The organism is Pseudomonas sp. PDM16 (genome assembly GCF_014851865.1).
Lineage (GTDB): Bacteria > Pseudomonadota > Gammaproteobacteria > Pseudomonadales > Pseudomonadaceae > Aquipseudomonas.
In genome coordinates this window covers 305,039-326,089 of the sequence record NZ_JACVAM010000001.1, presented here as the reverse complement: position 1 = coordinate 326,089, position 21,051 = coordinate 305,039, and the positions used below count along the sequence as shown (strand labels likewise).

General features: G+C 63.7%; 17 protein-coding genes. 8 read left to right on the top strand and 9 right to left on the bottom strand.

Annotated features, from left to right (window positions below; translation table 11 throughout):
- Positions 1-1,044 (top strand): extracellular solute-binding protein, encoded by a 1,044-nt coding sequence (locus tag IB234_RS01455; RefSeq protein WP_192312730.1) that lies wholly within the window; start codon positions 1-3, stop codon positions 1,042-1,044.
- A 142-nt stretch (positions 1,045-1,186) separates the two neighbouring features.
- Entirely contained in the window at positions 1,187-2,221 is a 1,035-nt protein-coding gene (locus tag IB234_RS01450) for a histone deacetylase family protein (RefSeq protein WP_192312727.1), read from the top strand.
- A gap of 179 nt (positions 2,222-2,400) precedes the next feature.
- On the opposite strand, the gene IB234_RS01445 is transcribed toward IB234_RS01450, so the two are convergent.
- The 3 genes from IB234_RS01445 to IB234_RS01435 all read right to left on the bottom strand — a co-directional run bounded on the left by IB234_RS01445 (position 2,401) and on the right by IB234_RS01435 (position 5,611).
- Positions 2,401-3,330: an SdiA-regulated domain-containing protein gene (locus IB234_RS01445; protein WP_192312723.1), complete on the bottom strand. Its 930-nt coding sequence runs from the start codon at positions 3,328-3,330 to the stop codon at positions 2,401-2,403.
- Positions 3,331-3,423: 93 nt separating this feature from the next.
- Positions 3,424-4,089 carry a fumarylacetoacetate hydrolase family protein gene (locus IB234_RS01440; RefSeq protein ID WP_192312720.1) on the bottom strand — a complete coding sequence of 222 codons (666 nt, stop codon included), beginning with the start codon at positions 4,087-4,089 and terminating at the stop codon, positions 3,424-3,426.
- 127 nt (positions 4,090-4,216) lie between these two features.
- A complete protein-coding gene (locus tag IB234_RS01435; RefSeq protein ID WP_192312716.1) occupies positions 4,217-5,611 on the bottom strand; it encodes an FAD-binding oxidoreductase in 1,395 nt (464 codons plus the stop codon).
- Positions 5,612-5,787: 176 nt separating this feature from the next.
- Between IB234_RS01435 and serA the strand changes: the two genes are divergently transcribed.
- Entirely contained in the window at positions 5,788-7,017 is a 1,230-nt protein-coding gene (gene serA, locus IB234_RS01430) for a phosphoglycerate dehydrogenase (protein ID WP_192312713.1), read from the top strand.
- Positions 7,018-7,139: 122 nt separating this feature from the next.
- On the opposite strand, the gene ppx is transcribed toward serA, so the two are convergent.
- The gene (gene ppx, locus IB234_RS01425) at positions 7,140-8,639 is read right to left on the bottom strand and encodes an exopolyphosphatase (protein WP_192312710.1); all 1,500 of its coding nucleotides are present in this window, start codon (positions 8,637-8,639) and stop codon (positions 7,140-7,142) included.
- Between the two features lie 214 nt (positions 8,640-8,853).
- Here ppx and trxA point away from each other — a divergent pair, with 214 nt between their 5' ends.
- The 4 genes from trxA (at position 8,854) to IB234_RS01405 (ending at position 13,371) form a co-directional block, all read left to right on the top strand.
- Positions 8,854-9,180 carry a thioredoxin TrxA gene (gene trxA / locus IB234_RS01420; RefSeq protein WP_043310887.1) on the top strand — a complete coding sequence of 109 codons (327 nt, stop codon included), beginning with the start codon at positions 8,854-8,856 and terminating at the stop codon, positions 9,178-9,180.
- 239 nt (positions 9,181-9,419) lie between these two features.
- Positions 9,420-10,679, top strand: a complete 1,260-nt coding sequence (rho, locus tag IB234_RS01415) for a transcription termination factor Rho (RefSeq protein WP_192312707.1) — start codon at positions 9,420-9,422, stop codon at positions 10,677-10,679.
- 111 nt (positions 10,680-10,790) lie between these two features.
- The gene (gene ubiD / locus IB234_RS01410) at positions 10,791-12,257 is read left to right on the top strand and encodes a 4-hydroxy-3-polyprenylbenzoate decarboxylase (protein ID WP_192312704.1); all 1,467 of its coding nucleotides are present in this window, start codon (positions 10,791-10,793) and stop codon (positions 12,255-12,257) included.
- A gap of 145 nt (positions 12,258-12,402) precedes the next feature.
- Entirely contained in the window at positions 12,403-13,371 is a 969-nt protein-coding gene (locus tag IB234_RS01405) for a CDP-6-deoxy-delta-3,4-glucoseen reductase (protein WP_192312701.1), read from the top strand.
- Positions 13,372-13,392: 21 nt separating this feature from the next.
- On the opposite strand, the gene IB234_RS01400 is transcribed toward IB234_RS01405, so the two are convergent.
- Positions 13,393-14,166 (bottom strand): type IV pili methyl-accepting chemotaxis transducer N-terminal domain-containing protein, encoded by a 774-nt coding sequence (locus IB234_RS01400; protein WP_192312698.1) that lies wholly within the window; start codon positions 14,164-14,166, stop codon positions 13,393-13,395.
- 277 nt (positions 14,167-14,443) lie between these two features.
- Positions 14,444-15,424 carry an NADPH:quinone oxidoreductase family protein gene (locus IB234_RS01395; protein WP_192312695.1) on the bottom strand — a complete coding sequence of 327 codons (981 nt, stop codon included), beginning with the start codon at positions 15,422-15,424 and terminating at the stop codon, positions 14,444-14,446.
- A 158-nt stretch (positions 15,425-15,582) separates the two neighbouring features.
- On the opposite strand from IB234_RS01395, the gene IB234_RS01390 reads away from it, so the two are divergent.
- Entirely contained in the window at positions 15,583-15,993 is a 411-nt protein-coding gene (locus IB234_RS01390) for a flagellar basal body-associated protein FliL (protein ID WP_192312692.1), read from the top strand.
- Positions 15,994-16,160: 167 nt separating this feature from the next.
- On the opposite strand, the gene IB234_RS01385 is transcribed toward IB234_RS01390, so the two are convergent.
- Genes IB234_RS01385 through IB234_RS01375 form a run of 3 tightly spaced genes read right to left on the bottom strand, consistent with a single transcriptional unit; the run spans position 16,161 to position 21,051 of the window.
- Complete coding sequence (locus IB234_RS01385) at positions 16,161-17,285, bottom strand: ABC transporter permease (protein WP_192312688.1); 1,125 nt, start codon at positions 17,283-17,285, stop codon at positions 16,161-16,163.
- A complete protein-coding gene (gene rbbA / locus IB234_RS01380) occupies positions 17,285-19,990 on the bottom strand; it encodes a ribosome-associated ATPase/putative transporter RbbA (RefSeq protein WP_192312685.1) in 2,706 nt (901 codons plus the stop codon). The genes IB234_RS01385 and rbbA overlap by 1 nt, the downstream gene beginning before the upstream one ends.
- Positions 19,987-21,051: an HlyD family secretion protein gene (locus IB234_RS01375; protein ID WP_192312682.1), complete on the bottom strand. Its 1,065-nt coding sequence runs from the start codon at positions 21,049-21,051 to the stop codon at positions 19,987-19,989. Before IB234_RS01375 ends, rbbA begins: the two co-directional genes overlap by 4 nt.

The following is a 21,051-nucleotide window of genomic DNA, read 5'->3' as shown; positions in this document are numbered from 1 at the left end:
ATGATCCGTCGTACCCCGCTCGCGCTATCCGTTGTTCTCGCCCTCGGCCTCTCCGGCGCCGCTCAGGCTGCCGGCAGCCTGAACTTCGCCAACTGGTCGGACTACTACCCGCCGGAACTGCTGAAGAAGTTCGAGGCCGACACCGGCATCAAGGCCACCCTGGATGCCTACGACTCCAACGAGACGCTGCTGGCCAAGCTCAAGGCCGGCGGCGGCAACTACGACGTGGTGGTGCCGTCGGACAGCTTCATCCAGATCATGGTCCAGGAGGACCTGCTGCAGAAGTTCGACAAGAACAAGCTGCCGAACCTGGCCAACCTGACGCCGACCTTCCAGAAGCTCGACTTCGACCCGGCGCATGACTACAGCGTGCCCTACCTGTGGGGCACCACCGGCTACAGCTACGACAGCGCCCAGGTACCGGGCGGCAAGCTCGACGAGAGCTGGGGGCCGTTCTTCGCCCCGCCAGCCGAGCTGAAGGGCAAGGTGGTAGCGCTCAACTCGATGGACGACCTGTTTCCGCCGGCCGCCTTCTACCTCGGCATCGACCGCTGCACCGAGGACCCGCAGGAGGTGAAGAAGATTATGGAGCTGCTGAGCCAGCAGAAGGACATGCTCGCCATGTACAACAGCGACGGCACCATCGAACGCATGGCGGCCGGCGAAGTGGCCATGCACCAGCAGTGGAATGGCGCCTTCCACCGTGCCAAGGAGCAGCGCGGTTCGCTGGTCTACGTCTATCCGAAGGAAGGCATTTCGACCTTCATCGACAACTTCGTGATCCCCAAGGGCGCGACCAACGTCGAGGAGGCGCATGTGTTCATCAACTGGATGCTGCAGCCGGAGAACATCGCCGCCGCCTCCAACTTCGCCAAGTACCACAACGCCGTGGCCGGCTCCGAGCAGTTCATGGAGAAGGCCCTGTTCGACGATCCGGCGATCAACACCCCGCAGGACAAGCTCGAACGCCTGCGCCCCTTCAAGCTCTGCTCGCCCAAGGCCCTGTCGTTGCGTACCAAGGTCTGGACCAAATTGAAGAAATAAGCGCTTGGCTCCCCTCTCTCATCGGGAGAGGGGCTGGGCGGCCCGTGTAGGGGTGAGGGTGCTTCGATCCTCGCCTGAACCATCCCGACAGGAAGATTCATTCCCTCATTTCACGGACCCTTGCGAGTCCGGGGAGCCCCTCATGCTGACGATTTACAGCGACGACCATCACCTGCACCACGGCAAGTTCGAACTGATCGACGGCCAGCTCACGCCCTGCTTCGAGAAGCCCAGCCGCGCCGACATGGTTTTGGCGCGTGCGCAGAAGGTGAAGCTGGGCGAGGTGGCGGCGCCGCGCGAGTTCGGTTTGGAGCCGATCCTGCGGGTGCACGACGAAGGCTTCGTGCACTTCCTCAAGGGCGCCTGGGCCGAATGGCAGGCGATGGGTCGCGACTACGACATGCTGCCGTTCACCTGGCCCAACCGGCGCCTGCGGCAGACCATTCCCGACAGTGTCGATGGGCGCTTCGGCTACTACAGCTTCGATGCTGGCGTACCCATCACTGCAGGCACCTGGCAGGCGGTGAGCAGCTCGGTGAACGTGGCGCTGACCGGCCAGGCCGAGTTGGCCAAGGGGGCGCGCGGGGTGTTCTCCCTGTGCCGTCCACCAGGCCACCACGCCGCCGCCGACTACATGGGCGGCTACTGCTATTTCAACAATGCCGCCATCGCTGTCCAGGCCATGCTCGACCAGGGTGCCAGCCGGGTAGCCGTTCTCGACGTGGATTACCACCACGGCAACGGTACCCAGGACATCTTCTACGACCGCGCCGACGTGCTGTTCACCTCGATCCACGGCGACCCGCGCTTCGAGTATCCGTTCTTCCTCGGCTATGCCGACGAGAAGGGCGAGGGCGTAGGTCGCGGCTTCAACTTCAACTACCCGCTGGCCGCCGGCAGTGACTGGTCGGCCTGGAGCCTGGCGCTGGCCGCCGCCTGCCGACAGATCGCCGCCTACGCACCGGACGCGCTGGTGGTGTCGTTGGGGGTAGACACCTTCAAGGAAGACCCGATTTCGCAGTTCAAGCTGGACAGCCCGGACTACCTGCGCATGGGCGAGGTCATCGGCGCGCTGGGCCTGCAGACCCTATTTGTCATGGAGGGTGGCTATGCGGTGGAGGAGATCGGCATCAACGCCATCAACGTGCTGCAGGGCTTCGACAGCGTTACCCGTTAAACGCCTAGAACCTGCTTAGGCTCTTGCGAGCTAGAGCCAGGCAAGGCGAAAGCCGGTGAGGAAGCGGACTGGGCTCGCACGCGAGTTTACGAATGGTAAATGAGCATTTCGACCGGGCTGGCGATCCAGTTGGCTTTCAACACAGCCTGGCCGATGCGCAGCAAAGCATAAGTAGGTTCTCAGCCTTGTGGTGCGGTGAAGGGCTCGTCCTTGCGGAACACGTAGAACAGGTTCGGCTCGCTGACCATGTAGATGGTGCCGTCCTCGTCCATGGCCACGCCTTCGGCGCGCGGAATGCGCTCTTCCAGGCCGCTGCGTCCGCCAATCAGGCTGATGAAGCTGACCGGGTCGCCCTTCTCGTCCAGCTCCAGCAGCAGGCGTGACTGGGCGGAGAGGGCGAGGATGTGGCCGGTACGTGGGTCGACGCTGAGCGCCGACAGGTTGCGCATGCCCAGGCCGTAACTGGGCAGTGGCTGCAGCTCCTGGTCGAGCAGGTGCTGACCGTCGCTGCCCAAACTGAACATGGCGGTGGGCGCGCGCTCCTTGCCCAGCAGCAGGCGTTGTTGCGCCGGGTCCCAGGCGATGCCTTCGAAACCCTTGTTGCCGGCATCGGCGAAGCCTAGGTCGAAGGGCTGGGCATCGGCGATGTCCAGTTCTTCGGTATCCGCGGTCAGCTCGAAGATCGACAGGTTGCGTTTGCGCTCGTCGGTCACGGCGATGTTGCCGTTCTCCAACACCGCTACGCCTTCCGGATTGGAAAAGCCCTTCAGGGCGATGCGTCGCAGTACCTCGCCAGTGCGGCTCAGCTCCACCAGCATCGGCAGCTTGCCGGTAACGGTGAACAGGGTACCGGTCAGCGGGCTGTAGGCCAAATCGGATGTCTCATCCTCGTCCAGGCCAGCCAGTGGCTTGCCCTCGACGCTGACCTTGTAACCCGGCAGCCAGATGCTGGCGTCGCGGTCAGCCATGGATACGCTCTGCTCCTTGAACCAGAGCAGCGCCTGGTCATCCCAGTGCAGATAACGAATCACGGCGACGGTACAGGCGAGGGCGACAACCAGCACGAGGGTGAGGCCGCGGCGGCTGGAGAGGGAGAGCGCGAAGGACATCGGGGACTGCTCGGGGATATCGAGCCTCTCAGAGTACTCGGCGCGGGTGAAAGTTCTGTGAAGAGCGGCGGAGCGGCCCCGCCGCGACCTTTCTCAGAGTACGCGGGTGGTGAAGCTCGACAGGCCGACGAGTTCAATCTGCAGGCTTTCTCCGCTGGTCAGTGGGCCGACACCGGCAGGGGTGCCGGTAGAGATCACGTCGCCCGGTTGCAGGCTGAAATGAGCGGCGATGTGCTGGATCAGTGGGATGATCGGGTTGAGCATGGAACTGGCGTTGCCGTCCTGGCGCACCTGGCCGTCGATGCTCAGGCGGATGCCGATGTCGCGCACATCCTCGACCGCGTCGGCGGCGACGAAGGGCGCTAGCACGAAGGCGCCGTCGAAGCTCTTCGACAGCTCCCAGGGCAGGCCCTTCTCCTTGAGCTTGGCCTGTACGTCGCGCAGGGTCAGATCCAGGGCCGGGGCGAAGCCGGAGATGGCGTCGCGTACTTCCTCTTCGCTGGGCTTCTTCGACAGCGGCTTGCCGATCAGCACGGCGATCTCCGCCTCGAAGTGCACGCCACCCCGGTCCTGCGGAATGGCGAAACCGTCATCCATCGGCACGGTGCAGCTGCCCGGCTTGATGAACAGCAGCGGCTCGGTCGGAATCGGGTTGTTCAGCTCGGCAGCGTGCTCGGCGTAGTTGCGGCCGACGCAGACCACCTTGCCCAGCGGGAAGTGGATCGGGGTGCCGTCGATGTACTGGTGCTGGTAGCTCATGGGGCCACTCCTCGGATAGGGCGTTGATTCCCTCTCCCTCCGGGAGAGGGTTAGGGGGGAGACACCGAGCTGTGCCCGGCATTCCTCACCCTCGGCCCCTCTCCCGTGGGGAGAGGGGTGGTAAGGCTCAGAGCGGGAAAATTTTCCCTGGGTTCATGATCCCGTTCGGGTCGAACACCGACTTGATCGCCTTCATATAGCCGATCTCGGCCTCCGAGCGGCTGTAGTGCAGGTAGTCGCGTTTGGTCATGCCCACGCCGTGCTCGGCGCTGATCGAGCCGTTGTACTTCTGCACGGTCTCGAACACCCACTTGTTGACGATGGCGCACTTGGCGAAGAACTCGTCCTTGGACAGGTTCTCCGGCTTCAAGATGTTCAGGTGCAGATTGCCGTCGCCGATATGGCCGAACCACACCACCTCGAAGTCCGGGTAGTTGGCTTCGACGATGCGGTCGATGTCGTGCAGGAAGGCTGGCACCTGGCCGACGGTCACCGAGATGTCGTTCTTGTACGGCGTCCAGTGGCTGATGGTTTCGGAGATGTATTCGCGCAGCTTCCACAGGTTTTCCAGCTGCTGCTGGCTCTGGCTCATCACGCCGTCGACCACCCAGCCCTGCTCGACACAGTGCTCGAAGGTCTCCAGTGCCTGGTTGGCGACTTCCTCGGTGGTGGCCTCGAACTCCAGCAGGGCGTAGAACGGGCAGTCGGTGTCGAAGGCCGGCGGCACGTCGCCACGGGCCATGATCTTGGCCAGGGCTTTATCCGAGAAGAACTCGAAGGCGGTCAGGTCCAGCTTGTTCTGGAAGGCGTGCAGCACCGGCATGATCGAGTCGAAGTCCGGGGTGCCGAGGACCATCGCGGTGAGGTTCTTCGGCGCGCGCTCCAGGCGCATGGTGGCTTCGACGACGAAGCCCAGGGTGCCTTCGGCGCCGATGAACAGCTGGCGCATGTCGTAGCCGGTGGCGTTCTTGATCAGGTCGCGGTTCAGCTCCAGCACGTCGCCGGCGCCGGTGACCACCTTCATGCCGGCTACCCAGTTGCGGGTCATGCCGTAGCGAATCACCTTGATCCCGCCGGCGTTGGTGCCGATGTTACCGCCCAACTGGCTGGAACCGCTGGAGGCGAAGTCCACCGGGTAGTACAGACCCTTGTCTTCGGCGTACTGCTGCAGCTGCTTGGTCACCACGCCCGGCTGGCACACCACGGTGCGGTCGAATTCGTTGAACTCGACGATCTGGTTCATGTAGTCGAAGGCCACGACCACTTCGCCATTGGCGGCGACGGCGGCGGCGGACAGGCCGGTGCGGCCGCCAGAAGGCACCAGGGCGACCTTGTGCTGGTTGGCCCAGCGCACGATGGCCTGCACCTGCTCGGTGGTCTTGGGGAAGACGATGGCGGACGGGGCGGGCGCGAAATGCTTGGTCCAATCCTTGCCGTAGGCGTTGAGGGAGTCGGCGTCGGTCAGCACCTTGCCGGGTTCCACCAGGGTCTTCAGCTCATCGATCAGGGCAGGATTGGTCATCTGGGAACTCTCAAACGATTCATGGTCACCCTGAGAACGCTTCATCGGTCAGGGGTGAGCGTTTCGCGGGGTGCGTATGCTAGCATACGCACCCCGCCAATCGTGCCCCTGCGCCGATCCGCGGGGTCGGCCTTGGCCGATTTCCTGACACTTTTTGTGGGACAACAGGTACTCCGATGAGCAAGACCTCTCTCGACAAGAGCAAGATCAAGTTCCTTCTGCTGGAAGGCGTGCACCAGAACGCCGTCGACACCCTGAAGGCCGCTGGCTACACCAACATCGAGTACCTCAAGGGCGCGCTGTCCGACGACGAGCTGAAGAGCAAGATCGCCGACGCCCATTTCATCGGCATCCGCTCGCGCACCCAGCTGACCGAGGAAGTTTTCGACTGCGCCAAGAAGCTGGTCGCCGTTGGCTGCTTCTGCATCGGTACCAACCAGGTCAACCTGGACGCCGCCCGCGAGCGCGGCATCGCCGTGTTCAACGCCCCCTATTCCAACACCCGCTCGGTCGCCGAGCTGGTTCTGGCTCAGGCCATCCTGCTGCTACGCGGCATTCCGGAAAAGAACGCTTCCTGCCACCGTGGTGGCTGGATCAAGTCGGCGGCCAACTCCTTCGAGATCCGCGGCAAGAAGCTCGGCATCGTCGGCTACGGCTCCATCGGTACCCAGCTCTCGGTCCTGGCCGAAGCCCTGGGCATGCAGGTGTTCTTCTACGACACCGTGACCAAGCTGCCGCTGGGCAACGCTACCCAGGTGGCCAAGCTGCACGACCTGCTGGGCATGGCCGACATCGTCTCCCTGCACGTGCCTGAGCTGCCGTCCACCCAGTGGATGATCGGCGAGAAGGAAATCCGCGCCATGAAGAAGGGCGGCATCCTGATCAACGCCGCGCGCGGCACCGTGGTCGAGCTGGAGCACCTGGCTGCCGCGATCAAGGACGAGCACCTGATCGGCGCCGCCATCGACGTGTTCCCGGTCGAGCCGAAGTCCAACGACGAAGAGTTCGAGAGCCCGCTGCGTGGCCTGGATCGCGTGATCCTGACCCCGCACATCGGTGGTTCCACCGCCGAAGCGCAGGCCAACATCGGTCTGGAAGTGGCCGAGAAGCTGGTCAAGTACAGCGACAACGGTACCTCGGTGTCCTCCGTGAACTTCCCGGAAGTCGCCCTGCCGGCCCACCCGGGCAAGCACCGTCTGCTGCACATCCACGAGAACGTGCCGGGCGTGATGAGCGAGATCAACAAGGTGTTCGCCGACAACGGCATCAACATCTCCGGTCAGTTCCTGCAGACCAACGACAAGGTCGGCTACGTGGTGATCGACGTCGACGCCGAGTACTCCGACCTGGCGCTGGAAAAGCTGCAGCACGTTACCGGTACCATCCGCAGCCGCGTTCTGTTCTGAGGGTGCTGAGTGTACGGTGGATAACGCCGTAGGCTTACCCACCGTGGTGGATGGCTTCGGCCATCCACCCTACAAAGCAAAAAGGGAGGCCTCGGCCTCCCTTTTTCATGCTCGCCGTTTGCTCAGCGCACGGTCAGCACGAAGCCGATACGGGTCAGCCACTCGGCTTCCTGCTCGAAGTCGGCCTGGGTCAGCGGGTTGGCTTCCAGCCAGCCGGAGGGGAAGGTCAGATCCAGGCTTTGCGGGCCGGCCTTGAGCTGGACCTTGGGCATTTCCTGGGTGCCACGGATGTGGTGGAAGAGGATGGCGAAGCGCAGCAGCACGCACAGGCGCAGCAGTTGCACGCCATCCTCGCCGAATTCGGCGAAACGGTCCTTGGGGATGTTGCGACGGTGGCCGCGTACCAGCAGGGCCAGCATCAACTGGTCGCGACGAGAGAAGCCGGCCAGGTCGGAGTGCTCGATCAGGTAGGCGCCGTGCTTGTGGTACTGGTAGTGGGCGATGTCCAGGCCGAGCTCGTGCACTCGGGCGCCCCATTGCAGCAGGTCGCTGTGCCAGTCCTCGTCCAGGCGCCAGGTGTCGGCAACCTTGCCCAGGGCCTGCAGGGCTTTGGCCTCGACCCGTGCGGCCTGCTGCAGATCGACGTGGTAGCGCTCCATGAGCGCGCCCAGGGTACGCTCGCGGACGTCCTCATGGTGGTGGCGGCCGAGCAGGTCGTAGAGCACGCCTTCGCGCAGCGCACCCTCGGAATGATCAATACGCTGCAGGTCAAGGGCGTCGAAGATTGCCTCGGCGATGGCCAGGCCAGCCGGGAAGATCTGTCGGCGGTCGGGCTTGATGCCGTCGATCTCCAGCTTGTCCGCCTCGCCCAGCTTGAACACCTTGCGTTTCAGCCAGGCCAGGCCCTCGGGATTGATTTCGCCATTGCCCAGCTCGCCGGCCTTGATCGCCAAGCCGATGGCGCGAATGGTGCCGGAGGCGCCCACCGACTCCTGCCAGCCCAGGCGCTGCAGCCCCTGCTCGATGCTCATCAGCTCCAGGCGTGCCGCGGTGTAGGCCTGGGCGTAGCGCGCCGGGGTGATCTTGCCGTCCTTGAAATAGCGCTGGGTGTAGCTGACGCAACCCATCTGCAGGCTCTCGCGCAGCAGCGGCTCGAAGCGCTGGCCAACGATGAATTCGGTACTGCCGCCGCCGATGTCCACCACTAGGCGCTTGCCGGGGGTGTCGGCGATGGTGTGGGACACGCCGAGGTAGATCAGGCGGGCCTCTTCACGGCCGGAGATGACTTCCACCTGGTGACCGAGCAACTCGTCGGCGCGGCGGATGAACTCGGCGCGGTTGCGCGCCTCGCGCAGGGCGTTGGTGCCGACAATGCGCACGGCGCCCTGGGGCAGCCCCTGGATCAGCTGGCCGAAGCGGCGCAGGCAGTCCAGGCCGCGCTGCATGGCTTCCTCGCTAAGCATGCGGTTTTCATCCAGGCCGGCGGCCAGCTGTACTTTCTCGCCGAGCCGCTCAAGGATGCGGATTTCACCGTGGTCGGCCTTGGCCAGAACCATATGGAAGCTGTTGGAACCGAGATCGATGGCGGCAATCAGGGGAAATTGCTTGGAGGTGTTGGGCATGAACGGGTCCCTTGAGGAAACACGGCATCCTGTCGCAACCGGACAGGAGCTCCAATGAGTGGCATGTTAACCGCCCGCGAGCTCTATGCCGTATTCTTTCATCAGCTTTTCCCGGATGACCGATAGCCAAGCTCAATGGCTTGCGGCTTTCAGCGGTGGTTCAGCCGGGCTATCATTGCCGCCACTTTTTTGCTTCCGATCACGGAGACTGTACATGAGCGAATTCATCACCAACGTCAGCGATACCAGCTTCGAAGACGATGTGATCAAGGCCGAAGGTCCGGTTCTGGTCGACTACTGGGCCGAATGGTGCGGTCCGTGCAAGATGATTGCTCCGGTGCTGGACGAAATCGCCCAGACCTACGCAGGCAAGCTGAAGGTCTGCAAGCTGAACATCGACGAAAACCAGGAAACCCCGCCGAAGTACGGCGTGCGCGGTATTCCGACCCTGATGCTGTTCAAGAACGGCAACGTCGAGGCCACCAAGGTGGGTGCCCTGTCCAAGTCGCAGCTGGCTGCCTTCCTCGACGCCAACATCTGAGACGTTCGCCGCTGTAAGCAGAAAGCCCCGCACATTGCGGGGCTTTTTCTTTGGGCGCAGGCTGGACGTCACGATAAATGCGGTGTTACATTCGGGCCTGCAACGGGTTCCCCGCTGCCCCCCAAGCCGCCGCCGATGCACTCCTCCCGATAATATCGAGCGATCCAGTCGCCTTCCCACGGCGCGGCCAGCAAAGCCCAGGGCTTTCCTTTCCTTCCTCATATATCTACGTCATTCCTATGAATCTGACCGAACTCAAGCAAAAGCCGATTGCCGAACTGCTGGACATGGCCGACCAGGCTGGTCTGGAAAACATGGCCCGTTCGCGCAAGCAGGACATCATCTTCGCCCTGCTGAAAAAGCACGCGAAAAGCGGCGAAGAGATCTCCGGCGACGGCGTGCTGGAGATTCTCCAGGACGGCTTCGGCTTCCTGCGCTCCGCGGACTCCTCCTACCTGGCCGGCCCGGACGACATCTACGTCTCGCCCAGCCAGATCCGCCGCTTCAACCTGCGTACCGGCGACACCATCGTCGGCAAGATCCGCCCGCCGAAAGAAGGTGAGCGCTACTTCGCCCTGCTCAAAGTCGACACCATCAACTTCGACCGTCCGGAAAACGCCAAGAACAAGATCCTGTTCGAGAACCTGACGCCGCTGTTCCCGACCAAGCGCCTGACCATGGAGGCCGGCAACGGCTCCAAGGAAGATCTCACCGGCCGCGTGATCGACCTCTGCGCGCCGATCGGCAAGGGCCAGCGCGGCCTGATCGTCGCCCCGCCGAAAGCGGGCAAGACCATCATGCTGCAGAACATCGCGGCCAACATCACCCGTAACAACCCCGAGTGCTACCTGATCGTCCTGCTGATTGACGAGCGCCCGGAAGAAGTGACCGAGATGCAGCGTACCGTGCGCGGCGAAGTGGTCGCCTCGACCTTCGACGAGCCGCCGACCCGCCACGTGCAGGTTGCCGAGATGGTGATCGAGAAGGCCAAGCGCCTGGTCGAGCACAAGAAGGACGTGGTCATCCTGCTGGACTCCATCACCCGCCTGGCGCGTGCCTACAACACCGTGATCCCGAGCTCCGGCAAGGTGCTCACCGGTGGTGTCGACGCCCATGCCCTGGAGAAGCCCAAGCGCTTCTTCGGTGCTGCCCGTAACATCGAGGAAGGCGGCTCGCTGACCATCATCGCCACCGCGCTGGTCGAGACCGGCTCGAAGATGGACGAGGTGATCTACGAGGAATTCAAAGGTACCGGCAACATGGAGCTGCCGCTGGACCGCCGCATCGCCGAGAAGCGTGTGTTCCCGGCCATCAATATCAACAAGTCCGGCACCCGCCGCGAGGAGTTGTTGACCGGCGAGGAAGAGCTGGCGCGCATGTGGATTCTGCGCAAGCTGCTGCACCCGATGGACGAGATCGCCGCCATCGAGTTCCTCACCGACAAGCTGAAGGACACCAAGACCAACGACGAATTCTTCTTGTCGATGAAGCGCAAGTAAGCACCAATCGTTGCACGCGAGGCCGGGGAAACCCGGCCTTTGCATTTGCGCAGCCTTCTGAATAACCCAGTTCGGCGCTAAACTTTGCGCCCCGACCTGTGAGGCCCAAGCATGCAGTACCGCGACCTGCGCGACTTCATCCGCGAGCTGGAAAGCCGCGGCGAGCTCAAGCGCATCCAGACCCCGGTCTCTCCCGTGCTGGAGATGACCGAAATCTGCGACCGTACCCTGCGCAAGGGCGGCCCGGCGCTGCTGTTCGAAAAGCCCACCGGCTTCGACGTACCGGTGCTCGGCAACCTGTTCGGTACGCCCAAGCGCGTGGCGCTGGGCATGGGCGCCGAGGATGTCGGCGAATTGCGCGAGATCGGCAAGCTGCTGGCCTTCCTCAAGGAGCCCGAGCCGCCCAAGGGGCTGAAGGACGCCTGGAGCAAGCTGCCGATATACAAGAAAGTCATCAGCATGGCGCCCAAGGTGCTCAAGGATGCGCCGTGCCATGAGGTGATCGAGGAGGGCGACGCCGTCGACCTCGGCAAGCTACCGATCCAGCACTGCTGGCCGGGCGACGTGGCACCGCTGATCACCTGGGGCCTGACCATCACCAAGGGGCCGAACAAGGAACGACAGAACCTCGGCATCTACCGCCAGCAGGTGATCGGCCGCAACAAGGTGATCATGCGCTGGCTCAGCCACCGTGGCGGTGCGCTGGACTACCGCGAGTGGTGCCAGAAGTACCCGGATCGCCCCTACCCGGTGGCCGTGGCCCTCGGCGCGGACCCGGCGACTATCCTCGGCGCCGTGACTCCGGTGCCGGACACCCTCTCCGAGTACGCCTTCGCAGGGCTCTTGCGCGGCCACCGCACCGAGCTGGTCAAAGCCATCGGCTCCGACCTGCAGGTGCCGGCCAGCGCCGAGATCGTCCTGGAAGGTCATATCTATCCGGGCGAGACCGCGCCGGAAGGCCCGTACGGCGACCACACCGGCTACTACAACGAGGTCGATACCTTCCCGGTGTTTACCGTCGAGCGCATTACTCGCAGAAAGCAGCCGATCTATCACAGCACCTATACCGGCCGACCGCCAGATGAGCCGGCGATCCTCGGCGTGGCGCTCAACGAAGTGTTCGTGCCGATCCTGCAGAAGCAGTTCCCGGAGATCACCGACTTCTACCTGCCGCCGGAAGGCTGCTCGTACCGCATGGCGGTGGTGACCATGAAGAAGCAGTACCCGGGCCACGCCAAGCGCGTGATGCTCGGTGTCTGGAGCTTCCTGCGCCAGTTCATGTACACCAAGTTCGTCATCGTTACTGACGACGATGTGAACGCCCGTGACTGGAACGACGTGATCTGGGCCATCACCACGCGCATGGACCCCAAGCGCGACACGGTGATGATCGACAACACGCCGATCGACTACCTGGACTTCGCCTCGCCTGTGTCCGGCCTGGGCTCGAAGATGGGTCTGGATGCCACTCACAAGTGGCCGGGCGAGACCACGCGCGAGTGGGGTCGGGTGATCGAGAAGGACCCGGCCGTGGTCGCACGTATCGACGACATGTGGAAAGAGCTGGGCATCGACTGATGAATGCATCATCTGCTGCTGCGCTTGATTGGGCTGTGTTGAAAGGCCGCTCGGGCTGCTCATTTACTCGATGTAAACTCCGCGCCCTCGCGCCCTTTCGCCTTGCCCACCCTTCGCTCGCGACGCAGCTGAAGGCATTCATGTCATGAAGGTCACTCTGCAACCTTCGGGCGCGGTGCTCGAGATCCAGCCCGGCGAGCGCATCCTCGATGGCGCACGGCGCCTGGGCTACGAGTGCCCGCAGAGCTGCCGCAACGGCAACTGCCATATATGTGCGGCGCTGCTGGTCGAGGGCAGGGTGCGCCAGGCCGGCGCTGAGCTGGATCATGGCGAACTGTTCACCTGCCTGGCCGAGCCGCTGGAAGACTGCGTGCTGCATTGGGACGGCGTGTTGGCCCCGGGCGAGTTGCCGGTGCGCACCTTCGGTTGCCAGGTGCTCGACCTTACCGACCTGGGGGGCGATGTCTGTCGCGTGAGCTTGCGCGCGCCGGCCGGCAAGGCGCCACGCTACCACGCTGGCCAGTACCTGCTGTTGCAGCGTGACGATGGCGAGTGGTCGGCTTTCTCCCTAGCCTCGGCACCCCACAAGGGGCGCGATCTGGAGCTGCACATCCTTACCCGTGAGGACAGTGCCCGCCAACTGGTGGCGCAGTTGCGCCGCACGCGCCTGGCGCGGGTGCAGATGCCGTTTGGCGATACCCACCTGGCCGAGCTGCCGGAAGGGCCGCTGGTGCTGCTTGCCGCCGGTACCGGCATGGCGCAGATGCACAGCCTGATCGAGCACTGCCGCGCCACCGGCTTCACGCACCCGCTGCACCTGTACTGGGGCGTGCGCCTGTCAGACGATTTCTATCAGCTGGACAGCTGGCAAGCCTGGGAAAGCCAGCCCGGCCTGCATCTGCACAAGGTGGTTAGCGACGCCTGTGGTTGGGAGGGGCGTTGCGGCATGCTGCATGAGGCGGTATGTCAGGACTTTCCTGACCTCAAGGCGCTGCATGTCTATGCCAGCGGCTCGCCGGGGATGGTTTACGGGACGCTCGACGCGTTGGTGGACGCCGGCATGGACCCGCACCAGATGCGCGCCGACGTATTCGCCTACGCGCCGCGCGAGTGAGGCGCGGCGCGTAGCTGTGCGTCAGCCCTGCAAGCCGGCGTAGAGGCGAGTCAGCTCGTTCATGTGGCGGAACAGTGAGTCGGTGCTGACGGTGATCGAGGTCGGCACAAAGGCGCTGGTGGCATGCAGGTCGATGCCTTTGAGGGTGAACGCCCAGTTGGCCCGCACGCGCCGTAGCGAGGTAGCGACCTGCTCGTTCGGCGCGGGGTTGGCCTCCAGCTCCTTGAGGATGCTGTCGAAGTCCGCCACCGCGGTGTCCAGCTTGGCGTCCAGATCGGGCGCCTGCACCTGCCACGCCTTGGCCATGTAGAGCATGGCGATGCGCTGACTCTGCACGCGTGCCCAGCCGCTGCGGTTGACCACCCCACCCATGGCGCCGACGTGATTGGCCATCATATCGGTCAGCTCCTGCGACTCCTTCAGCAATCGCTCGCTGTTGGCCAGCATGGCTGCGGCCTGCGCCTGGTCCGGCTGGGCGGTAACCTGCTGGCGGAAGGTCGTCCAGGTCTGGCCGATTTCGGCCAGCTTGGCCTTGCTCTCGGGAGTAGGAGCGTACTCGTTGAGCGCCTGGTAGGCGTTGTCGAACTGGGTCACCGATTCCTCCAGCTGGCGGCTGGCGGTGTCGACGCGCACATCGGCGCCGATCATCAGATAGTTCTTGGTCATTCGCTGCACCAGCGAGCGCTGCAGACCGGTCATGTTCATCGCTTCACCGGGCGACAGCTGTGCCGCGGCAGGGCCACTCAGGGCGAGGGCGGTGATCATCAGCAAGGCGGACATACAGTTCTTGAACACTTCAAACCTCCATTTTCGGACAAATAGACGATGACGCCGGCGCCGGAAGTGGCGCAGCGTGCCCCGGAGTGCATGAATTGTTATTGGATAAGCGGCGGGGGCTGCAGTAACGACAGGGCTAAATCGGACTAGTCGGTCACTGCGAGGTCGGCGATTCTAACGGCTAAATGCGCGGCGCGGTGAAGGCTTTTTGATACTACGAGTAAAACAGTCGGATTTGAGAGGCGAGTCACGAGTGGTGCGAAGGGCGCGCTCAAGCACGCCCTTCGAAGGGTGATCAGCGAACAGTCACCACGACTTTGCCCACGGCCTTGCGCTGGCCCAGGGCGTCGATGGCTTCGCCCCCACGTGCCAGCGGGAAGGTCTGGGACACCAGTGGCTTGAGCCTGCCCTCGGCGTGCCAGGCGAACAGTTGCTCGAAATTGGCGGCGTTGTCCTGTGGCTGGCGTTGGGCGAAGGAGCCCCAGAACACGCCGACCAATGCCGCGCCCTTGAGCAACGGCAGATTGGCTGGCAAGGCCGGAATGCCACCGCCGGCGGCGAAGCCGACGACCAGGAAGCGGCCATTCCAGCCGATGGAGCGGAAGGCTTCCTCGAACAGCTCGCCGCCCACCGGATCGTAGATCACGTCGACGCCCTGACCGCCGGTGAGTTTCTTCACCTCGTCCTTCAGGCTCTGCTCGCTGTAATTGATCAGGTGGTCGGCGCCGGCGTTGCGCGCCACTTCCAGCTTCTCGGCGGTGCTTGCTGCGGCAATCACTTTGGCACCCATGGCCTTGCCGATTTCCACAGCGGCGAGGCCCACGCCACCGGAGGCACCGAGCACCAGCAGGGTCTCGCCTGGCTGCAGGTTGGCGCGCTGCTTGAGGGCATGCATCGAGGTGCCATAGGTCATGCCGAACGCGGCTGCCGTGGTGAGCTCCATGCTCTTCGGCACCGGCAGCACGTTGTAGGACGGCACTGCCACCTCTTCGGCGAAGCCACCCCAACCGGTCAGTGCCATCACGCGGTCGCCAGGTTTGAGGTGAGTGATCTTCTCGCCGACCGCCTTGACTACACCAGCGGCCTCGCCACCCGGGGCGAACGGGAAGGGCGGCTTGAACTGGTACTTGCCCTCGATGATCAGGGTGTCGGGGAAGTTGACCCCGGCGGCGTGCACCTCGATCAGCACCTCGTTCTTCTTCGGCTCGGGGCTGGGCAGGTCTTCCAGGACCAGGCTGGACGCCGGGCCGAAGGCTTTGCAGAGCAGGGCTTTCATCGCACTTTCCTCGGGTTCGTGACTGACCGGCAGTGTAGGAGGCACGCCCATTGGGTCAACGAGCATGCCCACACCTGATGGCACACCATAAGCGTCGGGCTTGGGCACGAGAGGCTCTATGGCTATGCTAGGCGGCATCTGCCTTCGAGGACTCATTCGTGAAAAAGTGCATCGCTTTGCTGCTGGCCCTGATCCTGCCCTGCGCCGCCCTGGCCAACAGCGGCGGTGGTGAGGAAGAGAACGCTGCGCCCAAGGTCGCCTATGTCAGCCTGGTGCCTGCCCTGGTGGGCAACTTCGGCGCCGGGCCAAAGCTGAAGTTCTTCAAGGCTGATATCGCTCTGCGCGTGACCGGCAGCGAAGCCGAGGAGAAGGTCGAGCATCACGAGCCGCTGATCCGCAATCAGTTGGTGATGCTGTTCTCCCAGCAGACCGACGCCAGCATGGCGGACGAGGCGGCCAAGGAGACGTTGCGTCAGGAAGCGCTCAAGCAGGTGCAGGAGGTGCTGACCCAGGAGGAAGGCAAGCCCATCGTCGAGGACCTGTTGTTCAACAACTTGATCATCCAGTGAGAATCTGTTCAGGATCTCTTGATCGTCGGCCAGGCTGCGTTGAAACGGGACTCGGGCTGCTCATTTACAGCTCGTAAAGTCGTCCGCGGCTATGACCGGCCCTCGCCCCATTTCGCCTTGCCTGGCCCTGGTTCAAACGCTCCTAAACAGGTTCTGGTGTTGCTTGCTCAGGCCATCTGCGCCAAGGTCTTGCGGAAGCGCAGCAGCGCCGCAGCAAAGAACAGAGCACCGATCCCGGCGATGGCCAGCAACTGTGGCCAGACGATGGACAACCCGGCTCCGCGATACAGAATCGCTTGAGCCAGTGCGACAAAATGGGTTGTCGGCGCCGCCAGCATGATCTGCTGTACCAGTTCCGGCATGCTCTCGCGGGGTGTGGTGCCGCCGGAAAGAATCTGCAGCGGCAGCAGCACCAGAATGATCAGCAGCCCCAGCTGAGGCATCGAACGCGCTACCGTACCGAAGAAGATGCCCATCGAGGTGGTCGCGAATAGGTGCAGCGCAGCACCCACCAAGAACAGCAATAGCGAACCCTCGATCGGCACCTTCAGCCAACCCTGGACCACCAGCAGCAATGACAGTGTGGCGGCGCAAAGGACCACCAGCCCCATCGACCATACCTTGGCCAGCATGATTTCCAGCGGTGTCACCGGCATCACCAGCAGGTGCTCGACCGTGCCATGCTCGCGCTCGCGGATCAGTGCCGCGCCGGTGAGGATGATCGATAGCATGGTGATCTGATTGATCACCTCCATCACCGAGCCGAACCAGGCACGTATCAAGTTGGGGTTGAAGGCGACCCGCACCGCCAGCTCCGCAGGTTGTTGCAGTTCGCCGCGGTAGCGGCGAGCGAACTCGGCAACCTCGCTGGCACCGATGTTCTGGATGTACCCCGCTCCGGTGAACGCCATGCTCACCTGGGTGGCATCGACATTGAGCTGGATCGCCGGGCTGCGACCGGCGAGCACGTCGCGCTGGAAGTTCGGAGGAATGTTCAGGGTGAAGGTGTAGCGTCCGGAGTCCATGCCGCGATCCATCTGGCTCAGATCGATGCGTTCCGGTGTACGGAAGTAGGGTGCCTGGAAGGCCTGGATCAGGCGCTCTGACAGCTGCGACTGGTCCTCGTCGACCACCGCGATGGCGGCATTGTGCAGGCTTTCCGGCATGCTGGTTGCGGAGGAGTACACGCCCAGGCTGAACGCCCAGACGATCAGGATAACCAGCGCCAGGTCATGCTGCAGGCTGCGCAGCTCCTTGATGCCGAGGTGAAAGATGTTGGCCAGGCGCTCCATCACACCTCCTGTTTGCGCAGCAGGCTGGCGCTGAGCAGTGTCAGTAACGGCACGGTCAGCCCAAGGGCGATGAAATAGCCGGCGAGATCCTGCAATTCGAGCGCCTTGGAGAAGATACCGCGGCTGATCACCAGGAACTGCGAGGTCGGGTAGAGCTGGCCGATCAGCGCGCCGAAGCCTTCCAGCGAGGCCACCGGATAGATCAGCCCGGAAAACTGCACGGCCGGCAGCAGGGTGGCGATGGCGGTGCCGAACACGGCGGCAATCTGGCTCTTGGTGAAGGTCGACATGAGCAGGCCCAGGCCCGTGGCACAGGCGACGTAGAGCAGGGCACCGAACCCCAGTGTCAGCCAGCTACCCTTGAGCGGCACATCGAATACGACGATTGCCAGCAGCACCAGCAACGCACAGTTGAACAGGCCGAGGGCGATGTAGGGGAGTTGCTTGCCGAGGAGGAACTCCAGCCTCGTTACCGGGGTGACGTAGAGGTTGGTGATCGAGCCCAACTCCTTTTCGCGCACTACGCCAAGGGCCGTGAGCATGGCGGGAATCAGCATCAAGAGCAGCGGGATGACCGCCGGCACCATGGCTTTAAGGCTTTCCACGTCCGGGTTGTATCGGTAGCGCACTTCCAGCTCCGCGGCGCTGGCCGCCTGGGGTTGCGATGATCGCCGTGCCAGCTCGGCCAGGTAATGCTGGTGCAGGCCGCTCACATAGCCTTTGATGGTTTCGGCGCGGGTGGGCATGGCGCCATCGATCCACATGCCGATCTGTGGGTTCGCGCCGCGCTTGAGGTCGCGGCCGAAGTGCGGAGGTATCTCCACCGCCAGGCTGATATAGCCATTACGTAGCCGGCGCTCAAGATCGGAGTAATCGGTAAGCGGCGGCTTTTCCAGGAAGTAGCGCGAACCGGACAGGTTCAGGTGGTACTCCTGGCTGGTGGTGGTGCGGTCTCGGTCGAGCACCGCGAAGGTCAGATCCTCCACATCCAGGCTGATGCCGTAGCCGATGATGAAGAGCAGCAGCACGGTGCCGAGCAAGGCCATGCCGCCGCGAATGGGGTCGCGGCGCAACTCCAGCGACTCTCGCCGGGCGTAACTGAGCAGCCGCCTCAGGCTGAAGCGCTGGGGCTGCCGAGGTCGGGCCTGTTCCAGCGGCGGAGCTTCGCTGACCGGTTGCTCGCCGACCGCTTCCTGCAGGTAGGCAATGAAAGTGGCCTCCAGGCTGTCCAGCCCGCGCTTTTCCATCAGCCCCTGCGGGGTGTCACTGTCCAGCACTTTGCCGGCATGCATCAGCGAGATACGGTCACAGCGCTGGGCTTCGTTCATGAAATGGGTGGAGATGAAGATGGTCACCCCATCATTGCGCGACAGGTCGAGCATCAACTGCCAGAAGCCGTCTCGTGCCACCGGGTCGACCCCCGAGGTGGGCTCGTCGAGGATCAGGATTTCCGGCTGGTGAATCACTGCCACGGCCAGCGACAGGCGCTGACGTATGCCCAGTGGCAGGCGCTCGGGCAGAGCGTCCATGACTTCTCGCAGGTTGAAACGCTCGGCCATCTCATCCACGCGTGCAGGGATGAGTTCTCCCGAAACATGGAACAGGCGAGCGTGCAGTATCAGGTTCTGGCGCACGGTCAGCTCGCTGTAGAGCGAGAATGCCTGGGACATGTAGCCGACCCGTTTGCGGGTGGCCATGTCCCTCGGGTCCACCGCCTGGCCGAACAGCAGAGCCTCGCCATCGCTGGCCGGCAGCAGGCCGGTGAGCATCTTCATCGTGGTGCTCTTGCCGCAGCCGTTGGAGCCTAGGAAGCCGAATATCTCGCCACGACGGATACGGAACGACACACGGTCCACCGCCACAAAATCACCGAAGCGCATGGTCAGATCGCGTGCTTCGATGGCGATCTCGCTGCTGTCCTTCAGGGGGGGGATTTCCACCTTCCGGTGGCCACGCCGACGCTGCTCCGGTAGCAGGGCGATAAAGGCCTGCTCCAGGCTGTCGCAGCCCGTACGTTGGCGCAACTCGCCGGGGGTGCCGGTTGCCAGCACGTGGCCGGCGTCCATTGCCACAAGATGGTCGAAGCGCTCTGCTTCCTCCATGTAGGCGGTGGCCACCAGTACGCTCATTTGCGGCCGCTGGCTGCGGATACGATCGATCAGGTCCCAGAACTGGTTGCGTGACAGCGGATCGACACCCGTAGTGGGCTCGTCCAGGATCAGCAGATCCGGATCGTGGATCAGGGCGCAGCATAAGCCGAGCTTCTGCTTCATGCCGCCGGAGAGTTTGCCCGCCGGTCGCTCGCGGAATGCTGCCATTCCTGTGCTGCGCAACAGATCATCGATGCGCCGCTCGCGCTCGGTGGCATTCTGGCCGAACAGGCGTCCGAAGAAATCGAGGTTCTCGAACACCGATAGCGTCGGGTAGAGGTTCCGGCCCAGCCCTTGAGGCATGTAGGCGATATGGGGGCAAACGTTGCGCCGATGCCGAGGGTCGGCCATGTCGCCGCCCAGCGCCTGCACACTGCCCTGTTGAATCCGGCGGGCGCCGGCTATCAGCGCCAGGAGACTGGACTTGCCGACGCCATCCGGGCCTATCAGCCCAACCATCTGCCGTGCCGGTAGTTCCAAGTCGATTCGTTCAAGCGCCTTGGTCTGGCCGTAGTCGAGGCCGACGCCGGCAAGCCGGGCGACCGCCTCGTTCATTGCGGTACCTTGATCGTCAGGAACTCGGGCCACTCGAGGGCAGGGTCAAGCCGCAGGTAGGCCATGCCGGGCACTCCAGTCTTCACCTGCTGCAGATGCTTCTGCAACAGCCCGGGATCGATACGCGCCTTGACCCGGAACATCAGTTTCTCACGCTCACTGGCGGTCTCCACCGTCTTCGGCGTGAACTGGGCGACGCTAGCGACGTAGCTGACCCTGGCCGGAATCACGTACTGGGGCGCAGCATCGATCACCAGGCGTACTTCGCTGTCGAGCGCCACCCGTCCGGCCTGACGCTCGGGCAGGAAGAAGGTCATGTAGACGTCGGTGAGATCGACCAGGTTGAGGACCTTGCCTCCTGCGCCGAGCACCTCGCCGGGCTGCGCGACGCGATACTGCACGCGGCCGGCACGTGGCGCCTTGAGCCGGCTGTCGTCGATGTCGGCTAACAGGCGATCGACGCTGGCGCGAGCGGCCTCGATGGCGGACTCCGCCTCGGTCGCCTGGGACTGGGCGGCGGCGATACCGGCGGCGGCCGAGCTGACCTGTGCGCGGGCCGCGGCCAGCGCCGCTTCGGCGCTTTGCAGGCGTGCCAGGTCGTCATCCAGTTGCTGCTGGGCCATGGCATTGCGCTTGACCAGGGTGGCACTGCGCGTATGACGCTTGCGCGCCGCGTCCAGTTCGGCCTGGCGCTGGCGCACCACGGCCTCGGCGCTGAGTTTTTCGCTCTCGCGCAGGCTGATCTGGCTGGTGGCGGTGATGCGGCCGTTCTCTGTCTGTTTCAATTGCGCTCGGGCCTGGGCCAGCTGGGCTTCCAATACCTGGGTGTCCATGAGTGCGAGGACTTGCCCGGGCTCGACGAAATCGCCTTCGTCGACCTCGACGCTGGCGATGCGCCCGGCCAGCTTGGTGGCGACGTCCACCTCCGTCGCTTCGATACGGCCGTTACCGCTGGCGAAGCCTTCACCCAGTCCTGCCGGGCGGAGCTGCCACCAGGCAATGGTGCCAATCAGGACGACGCCGGTTGCGATCAGATAGGGTAGGGTGCGTTGCACTTTCAT

What these genes read in the sequence shown, in the direction of transcription:
- rbbA (WP_192312685.1), bottom strand. Translation starts at nt 19,990, where the DNA reads ATGAACGAGGCGGTCGCCCGGCTTGCCGGCGTCGGCCTCGACTACGGC.
- rho (WP_192312707.1), top strand. Translation starts at nt 9,420, where the DNA reads ATGAATCTGACCGAACTCAAGCAAAAGCCGATTGCCGAACTGCTGGAC.
- IB234_RS01375 (WP_192312682.1), bottom strand. Translation starts at nt 21,051, where the DNA reads ATGAAAGTGCAACGCACCCTACCCTATCTGATCGCAACCGGCGTCGTC.
- IB234_RS01435 (WP_192312716.1), bottom strand. Translation starts at nt 5,611, where the DNA reads ATGACCAATCCTGCCCTGATCGATGAGCTGAAGACCCTGGTGGAACCC.
- IB234_RS01445 (WP_192312723.1), bottom strand. Translation starts at nt 3,330, where the DNA reads ATGTCCTTCGCGCTCTCCCTCTCCAGCCGCCGCGGCCTCACCCTCGTG.
- ubiD (WP_192312704.1), top strand. Translation starts at nt 10,791, where the DNA reads ATGCAGTACCGCGACCTGCGCGACTTCATCCGCGAGCTGGAAAGCCGC.
- trxA (WP_043310887.1), top strand. Translation starts at nt 8,854, where the DNA reads ATGAGCGAATTCATCACCAACGTCAGCGATACCAGCTTCGAAGACGAT.
- IB234_RS01450 (WP_192312727.1), top strand. Translation starts at nt 1,187, where the DNA reads ATGCTGACGATTTACAGCGACGACCATCACCTGCACCACGGCAAGTTC.
- IB234_RS01455 (WP_192312730.1), top strand. Translation starts at nt 1, where the DNA reads ATGATCCGTCGTACCCCGCTCGCGCTATCCGTTGTTCTCGCCCTCGGC.
- IB234_RS01395 (WP_192312695.1), bottom strand. Translation starts at nt 15,424, where the DNA reads ATGAAAGCCCTGCTCTGCAAAGCCTTCGGCCCGGCGTCCAGCCTGGTC.
- serA (WP_192312713.1), top strand. Translation starts at nt 5,788, where the DNA reads ATGAGCAAGACCTCTCTCGACAAGAGCAAGATCAAGTTCCTTCTGCTG.
- ppx (WP_192312710.1), bottom strand. Translation starts at nt 8,639, where the DNA reads ATGCCCAACACCTCCAAGCAATTTCCCCTGATTGCCGCCATCGATCTC.
- IB234_RS01405 (WP_192312701.1), top strand. Translation starts at nt 12,403, where the DNA reads ATGAAGGTCACTCTGCAACCTTCGGGCGCGGTGCTCGAGATCCAGCCC.
- IB234_RS01440 (WP_192312720.1), bottom strand. Translation starts at nt 4,089, where the DNA reads ATGAGCTACCAGCACCAGTACATCGACGGCACCCCGATCCACTTCCCG.
- IB234_RS01385 (WP_192312688.1), bottom strand. Translation starts at nt 17,285, where the DNA reads ATGGAGCGCCTGGCCAACATCTTTCACCTCGGCATCAAGGAGCTGCGC.